This is a genomic window from Sporomusa rhizae (assembly GCF_041428845.1).
Classification (GTDB): domain Bacteria; phylum Bacillota; class Negativicutes; order Sporomusales; family Sporomusaceae; genus Sporomusa; species Sporomusa rhizae.
In genome coordinates this window covers 5,755,023-5,773,143 of the sequence record NZ_CP156925.1, presented here as the reverse complement: position 1 = coordinate 5,773,143, position 18,121 = coordinate 5,755,023, and the positions used below count along the sequence as shown (strand labels likewise).

Genomic DNA, 18,121 nt, shown 5'->3' with positions numbered 1-18,121 from the left:
TGGACTACCAAAGTATGATTTCCAGTTCCGGACTCATGATTTCCTTGTTTCCGGAACTGCGATTTCATCGCACAAGAATATTCAGAAGAGCTGATACACACATCACCCTTCATGTACTTTGTCCCGGCTATATTAAGAAAGGAGTAAATCAGCTATGCAAATCACTTAAACCATTTACCTATCTAAAAAATAATCAAAAAAAATAGCCATCGTTTTAGCGACAATGGTCTTAAAAATAAGGAGTGGTAAAATGAAAAAAATCCTTTTTATAGTTTTTACTTTATTGATTTCCCATATTACGGCATTTGCTAACTCTATTCCTGAACCAGGGAAAACTACTGTTTTTCCTATTTATATTAATAATGCCAAAACTGCTTTCGATAAAGATTTAGAGCAAAAACTAGTCAAAAGCATAGAGCCTGAATTATCCAAGAATTACACGATTGTTAAAAATGATAATTATAAAGAAGATTTTAAAAAAATAGGGATTGAGGATTTATCAAAAGCTGAGCGTGTTGATATACTTGAGGTCTTTAAAGATAAAACTGATTTTGTAGTCATCCTAGAAATTGAGCCTGTGATAAATGAATCTTCAAGTAGCCTTTTAAGCAAATCAGTCACCTCAAAAGGTAGTTTACAGCTTAAAATTGTAGATATAATCAATAAGAAATATTTAGTTAACGAGAGGATTTCTTATAAAGATAAAGATTCGCAATTAAGTGTTTCTTATCTTGACTTAATTGATATAAAAAAGAAACCAATTACTATGAGAAATTTTGAGAAAATACTCAAACAAGCTTCAAATAAAATTGTGACTACGATTCCTAAAACTAATACCGAAAAGACTATTAATGATAAGACAGAGTCATCGGGAAATATCTTAATGCCAAGTAAGAAAAATTAAAGAGAGGTGTTATGGTGAAAAAGTCGCTATTGCTAATCTGCATAATGGTAGTAAGTATAATGTGCCTATTACCAACTGGAGTATATTCAGCAGAGCCGTCCTATAATTTAGAAGTAAAAACCATCCAAAATCGGGATGATTTTATAAACTACTATATCTTAAAAAAGGAAAATCAAGAAGTAGGAAATAAAAATCTGATTATTTACCTTAATGGCAGTGAATTGACTCCAGTAATCGGTACTAACCAAAAAAATAAACCGTATTTTACCAGTATGCTGAATACACTTAATCAATATTGTTCTGCCAATTTTGACATGTTGATTCCTGAAAAAATAAATATTGGCCAAGCAAAAGATTATAGTAATGATTTAAAAGTAATAAGTCATTATACAGTTGAGGAAAGGGCTTTATCTGCAGTTACAGTTGTAGATGATTTTTTAAGTGAAAATAACTACAAAAGAGTTATTTTAGTTGGGGCATCCGATGGTGGAGCAATATTGCCTAAAGTTTATAATGGTTTAAAGAATAAGGGAAAAGTTTCTAATTTAATTATAATGGCGGGGGGAGGACTCTCACAGTACGATGATTTCAAACTGTTACAACAATCAAAGCTTCCCAATATGGGAGTTTATAGAAAAGAGCTGCTAAAATTGGATATGACTATGGAAGAAATAAAAAAAGACCCCAATTCCCTTACTAAGCAATACTTAGGCTGGCCTTTTAAACGTTGGTCAAGTTTTATGGATTATCGACCTTTAGATGAATTATTGAAAATAGACACTCCCATTTTAGTATTGCATGGTGATTTAGACATATCTACGCCTGTCGAAAGTTCAAGAGCAGTTGAAGAAGAATTTACTAAGAAAGGTAAGAAGAATTTGTCATATATTGAGTATAAGGGATGGGATCATCAACTGAGCAAGCATATGAATATAATTTTAAAGGATATTTCCGATTGGTTGAGAAAAATGAACAGATAATGAAAAAATTAATAACTTCTGGGTTTTGCACGGGTTCCTATCTTAGTTTCAAAGAGACTGCAGAAAATTAAGTATAAATAAGCATGAAGAATCTTCCTTAATGGCAAGGATGGGAATAAATCTATTCAGGCCAAAAAGGAAGATTTTTTTGAGCAAAATATATAAAATTTTTAGGGGGCTTTTTAATGTATAGTTATGCTTGTCAGGAGGATAATAAGCATTTCATAGGTCTTTCACTAGGGGTTAAACCGTAAATGTAGTTGAGTTATATTAAAAAAGTAAATTATTGCATATAAAGGTCATGATAAGTATTGGTTCTTTCTGAGGCTTTCTTTTTGTGGATGCAGTCAATGAAATTTTAAAACTGAGAGCGCCAAATTCGGCAGGTGCCGGCATCCAAGGCAACGAAATGACAATATAAAAGGGAATAAAATCCAATTAAGGGGGCTCTGGAATGATTGAAACAGATCGTCTTTATATAATGGATGCAACTGAGGCTGATATTGAATCTATTATTGAATTGGAGAATCATAAGGACAATAAGAAGTTTATCTGGACGGGTACCTATGAAGAACATAAGGCTGAAATTGCTGATAAAAACCACTTGCTTTTTGTAGTTAGGCGTAAAGAAGATAGTTTAATTATTGGTTATGCCTTAATCAGATTAGATTTCAAATCAGATATATTTGAGCTTCGGAGAATTGTAATTGCCCATAAACGGATGGGATATGGCAAAGAAGTTTTGAGTGCGCTTATCAAATATGCATTTGAAGAGAGAAACACCAATCGCTTTTGGCTAGATGTGTATCCGGATAATGTGGTAGGAATTAAGCTTTACGAAGGTTTGGGGTTGCATCGCGATGGAGTGTTAAGGCAGAATTATAAAGCGGATCGTGGCTATTTGGACCAAATTATATATTCGATGCTAAAAAGCGAGTACTTTCAAAAGAGGAGTTAACCCTTTGTAAATTTTATCAGTATACAAAGCATAAGTTTATTCATGCTGTAATTAACAATGTGTAAAAAGCAAATCATTTTGTGGCGATCTTGTTGTTTAAGTCATTAATAAGCCGCTAATAGGGCTAAAATCTTAAAAAAACTTAGGATTTTTGCTCTATTTTTGTTTCAAAAAAAAGGAATATGTAGAATTACAGGGAATATATACCCGTGTAAATAATTGGTAAACTTGTAAAAGTTAACATATAAGGTGGATGAATGTCTGACAGGCTAGCACTAGGGGAGGAAAAGTCTGTGCAGTATAGCAGTATCGCAAGTGTCTTAGAAAATATAAGTGACGCCTTTTTGAGTCTTGATCGTGAATGGCGAATCACTTATGTAAATTCTAAAGCGCTGAAACTATTAGGTAGAACTTCCGACGAGCTTATAGGCCGACATATATGTGCTGCATTGGGCAGGAAAAACATGTATCCGTTCTTTACTAAATATCAGGAAGCGGTCACTACAGGTAGGACGGTGGTTTTCGAAGCCTTTGACACTTTGAATAATGTCTGGGCAAAAGTTCGTGCGGTGCCATGCCCGGAAGGGCTAATGATTTTCTGTCGGGATATTTCTGATAAAAAATGTTTATGCAGACTGAATGAGACGTTGAATAACATTCGTAAGCTATCGATACAGGCGACCGATGTCGACGAATTTATTCAGGCTGTAATAGATCAAATGGCACAAGGAATGAATTGCGATGCGGCTACAGGTTGTACCTACCAACACAATGTTTGGCAGCTTAACTATGCATATAACTTGGCGCCGTCTATTATCGGGAAACCTGTATCAGAAAAATTATTGGCTCATTTGATGGAGGCAGTATTCAGACGCCAACCGGTTGAGTTCAGCATTGCGGAATTGCCTGAAAGACAGATAATTTTTGAGGACTCCGATAGCTTTGATCCAGGGGCTACTGTTGCAGTGCCGTTATTTGTTAAGGAAAGTCCTTTAGGCTGTATTATTTTCCATACTTCGGCTGCCGGTTTTAGCAAAGGGCAGTTGGAATTTGTGGAAAGGGCCTGTGAGTATATTCAACCGTTATTGACCAATGTGTCCTTGGCACTTCGGGATAAAAAGCATTTAGCGACATTTAAGGCAATTCTTGACCAAGTTCCCATCGGAATTGCCCTGTTTGATACCCGGCTGAGATACACTCAAGTCAACAAATGGATTGCCAGTAGGATGAACTTTATACCAGAAAAGTTAATAGGCCGGACCATTCGTGAGGTCTTTACCGAAGTGTTCGGAAAGGAATATGCAGAACAAAGAGTCGCAATCTGCAGAAAGGCTCTCGAAACGGGAGAAACTTTCTCAATCTCCGCTTGGAGGCCGTCAGGAACTGATTTTGATCTGGACTGGAATTTAAAACGGATAGAAGTTGACGGAGTTGCCGTTGGTTTGTTGCAGACAGCTATAGATGTATCTAATTATATTCACATGCAAAATCAGTTAGAGAACTATCAGGAACGGTTAGAACAACTGGTCGAGGAACGTACAGGGGAACTTAGCCGGGCGAATGATCGGTTTTATACTGCATTTTATGCTAGCCCCAGCATTATGTCCATCTACGATAGTAGGGGAAAAGTAGTTGATGTTAATAATAGTTTTGTTAAAACATCTGGCTGGTCTAGGGAGGAACTGATAGGATATTCTGTATTAGAGCGTGGTATTTGCGACGCGAAATTGGGGCGTGGGCTATGGAAAGAGTTTTGGCAGGTAGGCTATATTCACAATAGGGAAATCGTTTTCTACACGAAGGATGGACAAACGCGTATCAGCTTACTATCGGCAGAAAAAATAATACTTGACGGGCAGCCGCATATGCTGTCACTGACGACCGATGTTACTGAAATAAAGCTTATGGAAAAGGAAATGCTCAGACTTGACCGGCTGAATCTAGTCGGCCAAATGGCGGCAGGTATCAGTCATGAAGTTAGAAATCCAATGACAACGGTTCGGGGTTTTCTGCAAATGTTGCAAAGAAAGCCGGAGTGTCAGCAGTACCGGGAGTATTTTGGGCTTATGATCAGTGAACTTGACCGCGCCAATTCGATTATTTCAGAATTCTTATCTGTAGCCAAAACCAAGCAGTCAAGTACTAATGAAGCGGACTTAAATGATATTATCAGGGCTATGGAACCTTTACTAACAACAGATGCCATCGCCGCCGGTAAAAATATTACGTTAGATTTAGGCGAAATTGATAGGCTTAAGTTAAATGAAAAAGAAATCCGCCAGTTATTGCTTAATTTAGTCCGTAATGGCCTGGATGCTATGACGAAGGATGGCTCCGTCACAATTCGAACCTACCAGAAAGAAGGGCAGGTAGTCTTGGCCGTGCAAGATGAAGGTACAGGCATTCCTCTCAATATCATGGAAAAGCTCGGCACGCCATTTTTGACAAGCAAGGAAAACGGTACTGGTCTGGGATTAGCGATTTGCTATGGTATTGCTGAACGGCATAATGCAAAACTTACAGTTTCGACAAGCTCGGAGGGAACAACCTTTTTTCTGTGTTTTCAGGAATAGTGCTCGGCAAACTAGCTATAATTTTTACTAATAATATTATGTAGTATTTTTAATGCCCCGGTTACTCCGGGGCTTATACTATTTTCCTGCAAGATAAAAGAAGGAAATACTGACTGCTCTTTAGAATATAAAAGGATGGACTAAGGAGGGGATCTTTGGTGTTCTCCCAGGGATCGGATATCTTGCGCAAACTAAGGTTGATCGAAGGCCTGAAGGCTGATCTTTTGGCTGAAGTGGGCAAACTATATCAAGCGATGGCTATTAATAAACGGGAGGCTATCGGGGAAGCGCTTGCACAGGTAATTATACTGGCATTTGTCCTTGGCCGCCGCCTGGGATTTGATTATGCTGAACTGGATGAGATTGTAAATGCTAAGCTTGGACACAATATAAAACAAGAACCGGAAATTGAACGTTGGTTTGGAGATATGAGTGAATACCGCCGCCATCTCCGACAGAAGAGGTGAAATATGCAAAAAAGTCCTGTCAGACCCGTTGTTGAAGGCGGCGTACTTACCGCTGTAGCGATAATTTTTGCGCTTATTAGTACTTATATACCGGTACTGGGCGTTTTTGTTAACTTGATTTGGCCAGTTCCCATTGTGCTGCTGGGTGTAAGACATGGCTATAAATGGAGCGTTATGGCGCTTGTTGTCTCAGGTCTCATAAGTGCTCTCATTATGCATCCGCTTAACGCAGTTTTAGTAATAGTTGGATCCGGCTTAATCGGTGTTGCTTTAGGATATGGTCTGAGAAAAGAGTTTCCTCCTGCCAAGACGTTGTTGATCGGAGCAGGTGCATCCTTAATTTCTAAAGTGATGGTTATTGCCATAAGTGCGGCGGTTATGGGAGTTAACCCGCTCAACATTCAGACCGAGGCAATGGTTACCGGAATGGAGCAGGCTATTAATTTCTACCGGGAAATGGGAATGAAGCCGGAAGACCTGGCAACAATGGAAGCGGCCATGCGCCCGGCAATTGCGCTTATGAAAATTATTTTGCCTGCCGGGTTTATTATGGCCGCCATGGTAGATACCTACTTGAATTTTCAAGTGGCCAAAATGGTGCTGGCAAAATTAGGTCAGCCGATAGAGTCGCTGCCGCCGTTTCGTCGGTGGTCGATGCCGCGCTTTACAATATATGCACTGGCGGTGGCGCTAGTATCTATATATTGGGGCAGCTCCCGGTCAATTGTGATTTTAAACAGTGTCGGAATGAATCTTATGATTGTTACTACTATGATGTTATTTATTCAAGGAATGGCTGTGTTTTACTTTCTTGCCGATAAATACAAATTGTCAAGAATAGTTCGGGGTATTATACTATTCTTGATATTTTCTAACGGTATCTTCATGCAAGCACTTGTTATTGGCGGTGCCTTTGATATTATTTTCGACTATCGTCAATTGCGTGCCCCGCGATTGGAGTAACAGGAGGAATATATCATGCCTCAAGGTCCATCATTTTGGTTTGATACCCGTATCTATTTGGCAGTAACGGCTGCATTTCTGCTGATTATCGCCTACTATAATCCCTATACGGCCATAATCGGTGCCGTTATGCTGTATGCTCTCTATTTATATGGACGGGAACGCTATTCGGCACGGCAAAAGGAAGTTGACAGCTATCTGGAAACGGTAGGCCGGTGTGTAGATACTGTGGCGACACAGGCTTTTGAAAAATTGCCGCTCGCCGTAGTAGTCATAAATGCGCAAGGAGTTATCTACTGGCGTAATAATTTACTTACCCAATGGCTGACCGATCCTTTGGAAGTTGGACAATCTCTGTTAAAAGTATGGGCAAATCTGCCGCTGGATAAAATAGCCGGAAAAGACGGGCAAACCAAGTTTGAAACAGGCCAATATCATTATGAAATCATTCACCGGAAAGTCGAAGAATCATTAACTGTACTGTATATATCTGATGTAACCGGCGTCGAAACTGACCGGGCTGCCAGCTGCCGGGTGCAGACAGTTTTGGCCTATATTCAGATTGACAATTATGATGATGTATTAACAGGACTTACCGAAAGTCAGCGTACTACCATTTTAGGTGAAGTTAACCGTATGCTGGCGGAATGGATAACAGAACTGGACGGCCATTTAAAAAAATATAGTGAAGATACTTATATAGCGGTTCTAAACCGTTGTGCGCTAGAAAGGCTTATGACTGGAGACAAGTTTGAAATCCTGGACCGCATACGGGGTATACAAGGCGGTAATAAGATTCCGGTAACCTTAAGCATTGGCGCGGCAACCGGCGAAAACTCGGTTGCTGAATTGGGGCAACGGGCGCAGGCCGGACTAGACTTGGCGTTAAGCCGTGGTGGTGACCAGGCCGCAGTCAACATTAGTGGCAAGGTTCAGTTTTTTGGCGGAAAAGCTAAGGCTGTGGAGAAAAACACTAGAGTTAAAGCACGAATTGTTGCTCAGGCCATTCGGGAATTAATTGAACAAGCCGGTAGTATTGTGGTTATGGGTCATACCGGGGAAGACTTTGACAGTCTGGGTGCTGCTTTAGGCGTTGCCAAGATGGTGCGCCATATGGGTAAGCAGGTGCACATTGTTGTCAGTCAGCCTGGGGTGGCAGTTGACAAATTATCTGAGCTATTACTCGACTATGAAGAATACCGTGACGTATTTATTTCACCGATGCAGGCCGCCATACTGGTTAACGCTAAGACTTTGGTGTTTGTCGTTGACACTCATCGTCCGGAACTTGTGGCAGCTCCTGACGTGCTTGCCGGAGCCGAACGGACAGTCATTATCGACCATCATCGGCGGGCGGAAACCATTATTGGCAATACCTTGCTGATATATCTTGAACCATCGGCCTCTTCTGCCAGTGAGTTGGTTACCGAGCTATTAGGCTACTTTGATGAAAAAATCGAATTAAATCGGCTGGAAGCTTCAGCGCTTTATGCCGGGATCGTTGTAGATACTAAGAACTTTGCCGTGCAAACAGGCGTACGAACCTTTGAGGCCGCTTCGTATCTGCGCCGGGCAGGTGCCGATCCGACACTGGTGCGGCATTTGTTCAGAATTGATTTTCAGACAATCAGAAATCAGGCAGCCATTATCAGGAATACTGAAATGCCGCATGACGGTGTAGTTATTGCCGTTTGTCCGGAAGCCGTTAAGAATGCGCAAGTAACCGCCGCCCAAACTGCCGATATGCTATTAAGCATTGAAGGTGTGCGGGTAAGCTTTGTAATATTTAACTTCGAAGACGGTATTGGTATCAGCGCCAGATCCCATGGCGATATTAACGTTCAAGTCATTATGGAAAAACTGGGGGGCGGCGGGCACCAGTCTGTTGCCGGCACCAAAGTTAAGGACAGCAGTGTTGATGAGGTTAAAGCTAAATTAATTGAAATAGTGGATAGCTACATAAAGGAGAGTGGAACAAATGAAAGTAATACTGCAGCAAGAAGTGAAAAAACTCGGTAAAAAAGGCGATATCATTGAGGTGTCTGAGGGTTATGCCCGTAACTATCTGTTGCCACAAAAGCTGGCCATTCCGGCCACTAACAATAACGTAAATACTGCTAAACTGCAAAAGGCCGCTGAAGAGCGCAAAAAAGAGCGTATGCTTGATGAAGCCAAACTTCTGGCAGCACAAATGGCCAAAATTGCTGTAACCATTCCGGTAAAAATGGGAGAAGGCGGCCGCCTGTTCGGCTCGGTGACAGCTAAGGATATTGCTGATGCTTTGGTAAAAGAGCATAAGCTCGAACTGGATAAGCGCAAAATTGAGCTAAAAGATGCAATTAAATCTCTGGGAACCTTTACTGTAACCATTAAGCTGCACCCGGAAGTCAGCACCCAGATCGAAGTTATTATTAAAGCTGCCGAATAGCAGATACATACAAGTGATTTCTTACGAGGTTGCTTGGTATGATTTCAACTAAAATACAGCCCCTAATGCTTAATATTAGAAAGGTAATAACATGAAACATTTCTTTAACAAACTGGTACGCAGCAGCAACAATGAGCCTGCTGCTGACAGCCGCGGCAATCAGGAAGATCAGCTTAAACGCCAGGTAGCCGCTCTGTACGGTTTGTATACCGGTGTCTTAGGTGCAGAAAAAGTAGTACTTAAGGCCGGTAAGCTTGGGGCGCTGGAACTCATGCGCTCAAATAACCTTGCAGAACGGGTACTAGCGCTGCAAAAGCTGGTATTTGAAGATCCGACAATTGATAAATTACCGGCTACCGCGGAAATTCCGCAGATTCTTGAGAAAATTGAAGACGAATTGGCAGACTTATGTGCCCGTCGTACTGTCGAAGACCGCATTGAGAAAAAGATTGCTGAAAAGATGGAGGAGCGCCATCAGGAATATGTACAGGAAATCCGCACACAAGTAATCAAAGAAGAAAGTCAGGCTAATCCGGAAAATCCTCAAACGCTGAAAAAATATGCTATGCTGGAGAAACTGGAGACGCGTAAGCTTACTCGTTCGGCCATGGAACTGCTGCGCCCATCTAACCTTGATGAAATAGTAGGTCAGGAACGGGCAGTAGAGGCTCTCAGAGCCAAACTGGCATCACCGTATCCGCAGCACTTAATTCTCTATGGGCCACCTGGGGTTGGCAAAACAACGGCGGCCAGACTGGTGCTGGAAGAGGCCAAAAAAGTTAAAAGCGCTCCTTTTGGCAAAGAGGCTCCATTCATTGAAGTTGATGGTACCACCCTGCGTTGGGATCCCCGGGATGTTACCAACCCGTTGTTAGGTTCGGTGCATGACCCTATTTATCAGGGTGCGCGCCGCGATTTAGCCGACAGCGGTGTTCCTGAACCTAAGCCCGGCTTAGCAACAGATGCCCATGGCGGTATCCTGTTCATTGATGAAATCGGCGAAATGGATCCCATGTTGCAAAACAAGCTGTTAAAAGTGTTGGAAGACAAGCGGGTATTTTTTGATTCCGCCTATTTCGATCCGTCTGATAGCAGTGTGCCGAAATATATCAAAAAGCTATTCGAAGAAGGCGCACCGGCAGACTTTATTTTAATTGGAGCTACAACCCGGGATGCCAGCGATATTATGCCTGCCGTACGATCCCGTTGTGCCGAAATTTATTTTGAACCATTGACCCCGAAACATATCGAAGAGATTGTTTATAACGCCGCAGTGAAATTGGAAGTTACAATTGATCCGGAAGTGCCCCAACTTATCAGTGAATATACTATTGAAGGCCGAAAGGCAGTCAACATTTTGTCAGATGCGTATAGCATGGCTCTTATGCGGGTAGGTCAGGACAAGGAACAAGTTTCTATCACTAAAGAAGATGTATATCGTGTGGCTCAGGTCAGCCGCCTGTCGCCTTATGTCAGCCGTAAGGCAGCCACTACCAGCGAAGTGGGTAAGGTATTTGGCCTAGGCGTAAGCGGTTACCTTGGTTCCGTTCTGGAAATCGAAGCGGTGGCTTTCCCTGCTGAAAAAGGTAAAGGCAGTATCCGCTTTAATGACACTGCCGGAAGTATGGCCAAAGACTCGGTATTCAATGCTGCAGCTGTTGTCAGAAAGATTACGGGACAGGATTTGGCCAGCTATGATATCCATGTCAATATCATTGGTGGTGGCCGTATTGATGGGCCATCAGCCGGAACGGCCATATTATCGGCTATTATATCGGCCATTACCGGCAAACATATCCGGCAGGATGTAGCCATTACCGGGGAAATCTCTATTCAAGGTCGGGTTAAAGCAGTAGGCGGTGTTTTTGAAAAGGCCTATGGCGCTAAACAAGCCGGTATTGTTACCATGATTATACCTGAAGAAAACAAGGCTGATATTCCTGAGAGTCATCTTGGTTTGGCTATCCGCCCTGTTTCTACCGTTGAAGAAGCGTTGGCAATATTGTTTGACGAAAGTCAAGAAGCCACCGCCTAAGACACGGATCAAGATTGCATTGGCCGCGTTAACCGGACAGCTTGCTCGTTTGCTCATCCGGTGAGCGCGGCATTTTAAGTGAGGAGAGTTTACATGATTGACCGCGTTCCCCCCCAAAACGTTGAAGCCGAGCAGTCAGTGTTGGGCGCTATGATGATTGAACGCGAAGCTATTTCCAAGGTATCGGAGATTCTTCACCCGGATGACTTTTACCGGGAAGCCCATCGTCTTATTTATAATGCTATGATGGAATTATTCAATAAGAACGAAGCTGTTGACTTGGTTACCGTTGTTGAAGTGCTTCGCCGCGATGAAAAACTGGAGGCTGCAGGCGGCATTGCCTACGTTTCGGCACTGGCCAATAGTGTTCCGACTGCCGCCAACGTCACATATCACGCCCGGATCGTCGAGGAAAAGGCGTTACTAAGGCAACTAATAAATACGGCAACCTATGTAGCCGGTATGGGATATGAGGCCAACGAAGAAGTAACTGTCATCATGGACAAAGCTGAGAAAATGATTCTTGAGGTTGCTAGCCGTAAGGCCGGTCAGGAATTTGCATCAATAAAAAATATCATTTTTGATGTTTTTGATAAGGTTTCTGAATTATACTCCTCCCGTGGCGGCATTACCGGGCTGCCAACCGGGTTTAAGGATTTGGATAAGCTGACTTCCGGTCTGCAGCCATCAGACTTGATTCTGATTGCGGCCCGTCCCAGTATGGGTAAGACTGCTTTCGTTCTTAACATTGCGCAGAATATTGCTATCAAAGAAAAGAAGGCTGTCGCTTTCTTTTCCTTGGAGATGTCCAAGGAGCAGCTGGTGCAGCGGATGCTGTGTGCCGAAGCTCCCATTGATGCTCAGCGCCTGCGTATCGGTGAGTTGGAGAACAGTGACTGGGACAAACTGGTTCGTGCCGCCGACCGTTTGGCAGCCGCTCCCATCTTTATTGATGATACGGCCGGTATTACTGTTATGGAGATGCGTTCCAAGGCGCGCCGGCTAAAGATTGAACATGACTTACAGCTTATCATCATTGACTACCTGCAGCTTATGCAGGGCAGTTCCGGCAGTTCTAAGAACGAAAACCGCCAGCAGGAAATTTCGGAAATTTCCCGTTCGCTAAAAGCGCTGGCCAGGGAATTAAAAGTTCCGGTAATAGCCTTATCCCAGTTGAGCCGGGGTGTTGAGTCCCGCCAGGTTAAGAAGCCAATGCTGAGTGACCTCCGGGAATCAGGCTCTTTGGAGCAGGATGCCGATATTGTTGCATTTATCTACCGGGAAGATTATTATGAGCCAGAAACCGAGCGTAAGAATATTACGGATATTATTGTTGCTAAACATCGTAATGGTCCGGTTGACAGTGTACAGTTATTTTTCCATAAACAATTTACCAAATTTAGTGATTTATCAAAGATCCCGGGATAGTATAGTTGCGTTTTATCCATAGTTAAACATTTATTATGAAAGCGAAATAGTTTACTTTACTATAATATAATTGCCAAGCCCTATAAAAGGGCTTATTTTTTTGCTAAATAATGCTTTTCGGTATTAAACCTAATAGTTATCAAACAGATAAAACAGCAGAATAGTCTGTTCTTACTTTGAATATAGTAAAGGGACGTTAACTGACGTAAGGTGTAATCACAGTGAAATGTAATACCCAACTATTTACATAATGTGTGAAATACTATAAGGCATTGACATGCGGAAACTAATATACTAAAATAGTACTGGAGTTGAGAATAATTTGGAAGTAGCCGTTTACGAGGTGAGTATAGATGGATAATATGAAAAATTTAATTCTTGATAAAGCCAAAGAACGGGCGGAACGTTTTGGTTTTAAGAAAACAACAATGGATGAAATAAGTAGAGACTGTAGGATCTCTAAAAAAACTATATATGATAACTTTGCCGATAAAGAGGACATGTTCAGGTGTCTTGTAATCCGTGAGTGTCAAAGAGCAATGCAGCTGCTATTTGCGCAAATTGCCGGTATTTCCGATCCATCTGAGAAAATAGTCCAATTAATAAAAAGATCAATCGCATATTTTAATGAAGAAGACTTTATAACCAAGGTATTAAGAGAAGATGGAACAGATATTGCATTATCAGACAGAAGTTACAAGGAAATCGTTGATGAGAAGGTAATTTCACTGATTGTCGAAATTATACGCGATGGGAAAAAGAAGGGGGCATTCCGGGAGGTTGATGAAGAAATTACAGCCTACGCAGGATTAAAATTATTTGAAGCCTTCTCCTTTGGTCGCTCTGGCCCTCTGCGGCAAAAAAATGAGGAGTATTATACGAAAGCGCTCATTGACTTTATTTTGAACGGTATTATTAAGAAATAGGAGAAACATCGGCTACATGTGTAAGGGGTCGGCATGTGGAAACTAAAAAACCGTAATAGTTTATGGAGGTAATGGTGATGATTCGATGGAAGGTCTTAGGTAAAAAGGATTATTTGAATGCCGCAGTTTTTTCTATTTTGTGCATATCCATTATCCTTGCCGGATGTTCCAAAACGGAACCAGTGAAGGATGAAGCTACTCTTGTGCGTGGCCAAACGGTGAATTTCAACGTTTCGGGGCAAACTGCGAACTATTCTGGTGAAGTGCGTGGAAGATATGAGACTCAGCTCGCTTTTCAAGCAAGTGGAAAAATTATTAAGCGTAACGTCGAAGTCGGTGGTATTGTCCATCAAGGTGATGTTTTGATGGAGATTGATGCCAAGGACATTCAACAGACGGTAAATATTGGCTCGGCCCAGGTAGCTTCGGCTCAGTCTCAATTGAGTTTAGCTGAATCCAATTTGGAACGCTACCGGAAACTGTATGAGCAGGGTGCCGTGAGCAGTATGCAGCTTGAACAGTATCAAAATGCTTATGAAGTTGCCGCCGCTGCCGTACGTCAAGCCTCAGCGCAGTATACACAAGGTTCCAACCTGCTCGGATATAGCTCGTTAGTAGCCAATGCCGATGGCGTTATTGCCAATATCAATGCGGAGGCTGGACAAGTTGTAAGTGCTGGTCAACCTATAATTACCTTAGTACAAGACGGGGAGCGCGAAATCGAAATAAATGTCCCAGAGAATAGAATCGACGAAATGCGCAGTGCCGAACAGGTCATGATTAACTTTTGGGCGATGCCTGGGTTAACAGCCGAGGGCAAGGTTCGGGAAATTTCCCCGGTAGCCGATAAGGCGACGAGAACATATAAAGTTCGAATTACTTTGGTTAATCCTCCTCCCGGTGTTAATTTGGGCATGACGGCAAATGTAACGGTGGCAAATGCAAAGGCTCAGGCCGCTGTATATATTCCTCTTTCCGCTATTTATCAGACGAGTGATATACCAAACGTCTGGGTAGTACAAGACGGCGAAGTTCATTTGCGACCAATAAAGGTAGGCAATTTTGGTAATCAGCAGGTGCAAGTGCTTGATGGGTTGCAAAATGGCGACGTGATTGTCAACGCCGGTGTGCAAAAACTACGGGAAGGTCAAAAGGTGCGATTATGAGTAAGCTAAACTTAACTGAATGGGCGCTTAATCATAAGCAACTCGTATACTTCTTTGTAATGCTCACCTTTATTGCAGGAATATTTTCATACCAGCAGTTAGGCCGCATGGAAGACCCTGATTTTGTAATTCGGACAATGATTGTATCTGTTGGCTGGCCTGGAGCTACTGCAAAACAAGTGGAAGAGCAAGTCACTGATAAAATTGAAAAAAAGCTGCAGGACACACCAGGGCTTGATTACTTAAAAAGTTATTCACAGCCGGGGCAAGCGGTTATATACGTAACACTTAAAGAATCGGTAAATGAAAAAGATATACGTCCCACCTGGGTTGAAGTGCGTAATATGGTTAATGATATAAAAGGAACCTTGCCCCAGGGCGTTATCGGACCGGCTTTCAATGATCGCTTTGACGATGTTTTTGGCAATATCTATGCCCTTACTTCAGACGGATATAGCTATGAAGAGATGCGGGAGAAGGCCGAACAAATTCGCCGAATAATACTTGACGTAAAGAATGTGAAAAAGGTTGAGCTTATCGGGGTTCAGCCGGAAAAAATCTATATCGAAATGGAAAATAGTAAGCTGGCCCAACTTGGAATCAATCCCAATATTATTGTTAGCGCCGTGAAAACCCAAAGCGCTATGGCGCCCTCGGGCATGATTGAAACATCTTCAGATAACGTATATCTCCGCGTTTCAGGCATGTTTGAAGATATCGAAGGCCTGCGTAATTTACCCATCCGCGTAAATGATCGCACATTTCGGTTAGGAGACGTTGCCAATATTAAGCGCGGCTATATTGAACCGATGGAACCAAAAATGTATTTTAATGGTCAACCCGCCCTGGGTATTTCAGTCTCTATGGAAAAGGGGGGCAACATTCTTACTCTGGGGACAGACCTGGATAAGACAATCGCAAAAATAAGGCATGACTTACCTTTGGGGTTAGAGATTCATCAGGTGTCCAGTCAGCCTGAAGTGGTTAAAAAATCGATTGATGAATTTGTTAAGTCCTTGAAGGAAGCCATTGTTATTGTCCTGATTGTCAGCTTCCTTAGCCTGGGAGTCCGCTCCGGGGTTGTCGTTGCACTTTGTATTCCTCTTGTAATTGCCGGCATATTCGTGGGCATGAAAATGTTTAGCATTGACTTGCACAAAGTATCATTAGGGGCTTTGATTATGTCTCTGGGCTTGTTAGTAGATGATGCAATTATCGCCGTAGAGATGATGACCGTAAAGCTGGAGCAAGGCTGGGAAAGATTTGATGCTGCCTGCTACGCATATAAGGCTACAGCAATCCCTATGCTGACAGGAACTCTGATTACCTGTGCAGGATTTATACCTGTTGGTTTTTCGAAAGGCTCTTCTGCCGAATTCACGAGCAGCCTTTTTACAGTTATAACGATTTCGCTTCTTATTTCGTGGTTTGTATCGGTGCTCGTAACGCCGCTATTAGGCTATAAGCTAATAAAGCCCAAGCACACGGCAGGCCAAGAGCACGAAATGTATGATTCCAAGTTTTATCGGATATTCAGAAACACATTGACCTGGTGCCTGGGACATCAAAAGCTGGTGCTTATTACAACTCTAATATGCTTTATTGGTTCTATTGGCTTATTAAAGTTTGTAAAGCAAGAGTTCTTCCCGCCATCCATTCGGCCTGAGGTTATCGTTGAAATGACGTTACCGGAAGGCTCATCCATTGCCGCAACCGATCAGGAAGCAAAAAAATTAGCCGATAATCTGAGCGGTGATCCTAATATTGAAAATTATAGTTATTACGTTGGTAAAGGGGCTCCGCGGTTTGTGCTTACTACTGACCCTAAATTGCCGGCGACGAATTATGCTCAGTTTATTATTGTAGCTAAAGATCTCAATGCCCGCGATGCGATACAGAAAAAAGTTGGACAATTGTTTACCGACGATTTTGCCAATGTGCGTGGAAATATCAAGTTAATCCAAACAGGTCCACCTTCTCCGTATCCTGTTATGATTCGAGTTTCGGGTTACGATCATGATAAAGTCCGTGAGATTGCTAATCAAGTGAATGGAATAATGTCCGAAAATCCTAATGTGAAAAACATTAACTTCGACTGGAACGAAAAAAGCAAAGTTATGCATTTGACAGTCGACCAGGATAAAGCAAGAGTGCTAGGGCTCGACAGTCAGAGCCTGGCTCTTGATTTACAGACGCAGTTAACCGGGGCTACGATTGCCGAGTATTATGAAAAAGACAAGACGGTGAGCATTGTTTACCGTCTGGATGCACAAAACCGTAAAGATCTATCTACTATCAAAGATATGCCTGTTCACATTGGCAGCGGAAGATTTGTGCCTTTGGAGCAAATTGCCCAAATTAGTTATGATGCCGAGGATGGACTTATCTGGCGGCGTGATTTAAAGCCAACGGTTACCGTTCAAGCCGATGTTATTCCCGGTGTGACCGGAAACGATGCTACGCAGCAAGTTTATGCAAGTCTAAAATCGGTTCGGGATGATCTGCCTCTTGGGTATAGTATTGACATTGGCGGTTCCCTGGAACGAAGTAACGTTTCTATGGAATTTATGCTGCAACCCGTTCCGGTTATGATCATAGTCATTGTGATAATTCTGATGCTGCAGTTACAAAAGATATCCTTGATGATTTTGGCTCTGCTTACGGCACCATTAGGAATTATCGGGGTCAGCTTGGCAATGCTGCTGACAATGCGACCCATGGGCTTCGTAGCTGAACTGGGGGTTCTGGCGCTAAGCGGTATGATTATACGCAATTCGGTAATTCTTATTGATCAGATCGAGCAGCATATTGCGGCAGGCGAGACTCTGTGGGATGCCATCATTGACTCCGCCGTATTGCGTTTCCGTCCGATTATGCTAACTGCGGCAGCCGCCATCCTAGGTATGGTTCCGTTAATTTCAAGTAATTTTTGGGGGCCGATGGCGGTAGCAATTGCCGGGGGGTTACTGGGGGCCACTATATTAACTCTGGTTGTTTTGCCTACCATGTACGCCGCCTGGTTTAGGGTAAAACCTGGGGTAGAACAAACGATTACTACTTCTCATAACGAAGCAAAATTTAATGAGTGAAAACGTTAAAAAGATTTTTTGGCCTTAGGAAATAGAAGAAACTTGTAATCATTATGACAGAACAGCAAATAAAGCGCTGTTCTGTTTTTTTTATAAATATAGAATCTTCTAGGATAATGTAACAATAACTTCAGCAATCGGCAAATGTTTTGCGTATGTCGTACTCGCTATATAGTCTGGTAATGTTATAATAGTAATTTAGGT

13 protein-coding genes are annotated in these 18,121 nt (G+C 42.3%); all 13 read left to right on the top strand.

Annotated elements, in window-relative coordinates; genetic code table 11:
• Positions 1 to 250: 250 nt before the first annotated feature.
• The 13 genes from SRRS_RS27060 (at position 251) to SRRS_RS27000 (ending at position 17,917) form a co-directional block, all read left to right on the top strand.
• A complete protein-coding gene (locus tag SRRS_RS27060) occupies positions 251 to 904 on the top strand; it encodes a hypothetical protein (protein ID WP_371364971.1) in 654 nt (217 codons plus the stop codon).
• A gap of 11 nt (positions 905 to 915) precedes the next feature.
• Entirely contained in the window at positions 916 to 1,884 is a 969-nt protein-coding gene (locus tag SRRS_RS27055; RefSeq protein ID WP_371364969.1) for an alpha/beta hydrolase family protein, read from the top strand.
• A 454-nt stretch (positions 1,885 to 2,338) separates the two neighbouring features.
• On the top strand, positions 2,339 to 2,842 hold the full coding sequence (locus tag SRRS_RS27050) for a GNAT family N-acetyltransferase (protein WP_371364966.1): 504 nt from the start codon (positions 2,339 to 2,341) through the stop codon (positions 2,840 to 2,842).
• A gap of 293 nt (positions 2,843 to 3,135) precedes the next feature.
• A complete protein-coding gene (locus SRRS_RS27045; protein WP_371364964.1) occupies positions 3,136 to 5,415 on the top strand; it encodes a PAS domain S-box protein in 2,280 nt (759 codons plus the stop codon).
• A 158-nt stretch (positions 5,416 to 5,573) separates the two neighbouring features.
• Positions 5,574 to 5,882, top strand: coding sequence for a MazG-like family protein (locus SRRS_RS27040; protein WP_371369938.1), 309 nt, complete (start codon positions 5,574 to 5,576; stop codon positions 5,880 to 5,882).
• Positions 5,883 to 5,885: 3 nt separating this feature from the next.
• Positions 5,886 to 6,845 carry a YybS family protein gene (locus SRRS_RS27035; RefSeq protein ID WP_371364961.1) on the top strand — a complete coding sequence of 320 codons (960 nt, stop codon included), beginning with the start codon at positions 5,886 to 5,888 and terminating at the stop codon, positions 6,843 to 6,845.
• Positions 6,846 to 6,860: 15 nt separating this feature from the next.
• Positions 6,861 to 8,864 carry a DHH family phosphoesterase gene (locus SRRS_RS27030; RefSeq protein ID WP_371364958.1) on the top strand — a complete coding sequence of 668 codons (2,004 nt, stop codon included), beginning with the start codon at positions 6,861 to 6,863 and terminating at the stop codon, positions 8,862 to 8,864.
• Positions 8,824 to 9,273, top strand: coding sequence for a 50S ribosomal protein L9 (gene rplI, locus SRRS_RS27025; protein WP_371364957.1), 450 nt, complete (start codon positions 8,824 to 8,826; stop codon positions 9,271 to 9,273). The genes SRRS_RS27030 and rplI overlap by 41 nt, the downstream gene beginning before the upstream one ends.
• A gap of 91 nt (positions 9,274 to 9,364) precedes the next feature.
• Positions 9,365 to 11,308 (top strand): Lon family ATP-dependent protease, encoded by a 1,944-nt coding sequence (gene lonC, locus SRRS_RS27020; RefSeq protein ID WP_371364954.1) that lies wholly within the window; start codon positions 9,365 to 9,367, stop codon positions 11,306 to 11,308.
• A 93-nt stretch (positions 11,309 to 11,401) separates the two neighbouring features.
• Entirely contained in the window at positions 11,402 to 12,736 is a 1,335-nt protein-coding gene (gene dnaB / locus SRRS_RS27015; RefSeq protein WP_371364953.1) for a replicative DNA helicase, read from the top strand.
• A 353-nt stretch (positions 12,737 to 13,089) separates the two neighbouring features.
• Entirely contained in the window at positions 13,090 to 13,662 is a 573-nt protein-coding gene (locus tag SRRS_RS27010) for a TetR/AcrR family transcriptional regulator (RefSeq protein WP_371364951.1), read from the top strand.
• Between the two features lie 71 nt (positions 13,663 to 13,733).
• Entirely contained in the window at positions 13,734 to 14,828 is a 1,095-nt protein-coding gene (locus SRRS_RS27005; RefSeq protein ID WP_371364948.1) for an efflux RND transporter periplasmic adaptor subunit, read from the top strand.
• Positions 14,825 to 17,917 (top strand): efflux RND transporter permease subunit, encoded by a 3,093-nt coding sequence (locus tag SRRS_RS27000; protein WP_371364946.1) that lies wholly within the window; start codon positions 14,825 to 14,827, stop codon positions 17,915 to 17,917. Before SRRS_RS27005 ends, SRRS_RS27000 begins: the two co-directional genes overlap by 4 nt.
• The last annotated feature ends 204 nt before the right edge of the window (positions 17,918 to 18,121 follow it).

Bases quoted from the DNA above. Each gene is read 5' to 3' on its own strand.
- SRRS_RS27060 (WP_371364971.1), top strand. From the start codon at position 251: ATGAAAAAAATCCTTTTTATAGTTTTTACTTTATTGATTTCCCATATT.
- SRRS_RS27055 (WP_371364969.1), top strand. From the start codon at position 916: ATGGTGAAAAAGTCGCTATTGCTAATCTGCATAATGGTAGTAAGTATA.
- SRRS_RS27050 (WP_371364966.1), top strand. From the start codon at position 2,339: ATGATTGAAACAGATCGTCTTTATATAATGGATGCAACTGAGGCTGAT.
- SRRS_RS27035 (WP_371364961.1), top strand. From the start codon at position 5,886: ATGCAAAAAAGTCCTGTCAGACCCGTTGTTGAAGGCGGCGTACTTACC.
- SRRS_RS27030 (WP_371364958.1), top strand. From the start codon at position 6,861: ATGCCTCAAGGTCCATCATTTTGGTTTGATACCCGTATCTATTTGGCA.
- rplI (WP_371364957.1), top strand. From the start codon at position 8,824: ATGAAAGTAATACTGCAGCAAGAAGTGAAAAAACTCGGTAAAAAAGGC.
- lonC (WP_371364954.1), top strand. From the start codon at position 9,365: ATGAAACATTTCTTTAACAAACTGGTACGCAGCAGCAACAATGAGCCT.
- dnaB (WP_371364953.1), top strand. From the start codon at position 11,402: ATGATTGACCGCGTTCCCCCCCAAAACGTTGAAGCCGAGCAGTCAGTG.
- SRRS_RS27010 (WP_371364951.1), top strand. From the start codon at position 13,090: ATGGATAATATGAAAAATTTAATTCTTGATAAAGCCAAAGAACGGGCG.
- SRRS_RS27005 (WP_371364948.1), top strand. From the start codon at position 13,734: ATGGTGATGATTCGATGGAAGGTCTTAGGTAAAAAGGATTATTTGAAT.
- SRRS_RS27000 (WP_371364946.1), top strand. From the start codon at position 14,825: ATGAGTAAGCTAAACTTAACTGAATGGGCGCTTAATCATAAGCAACTC.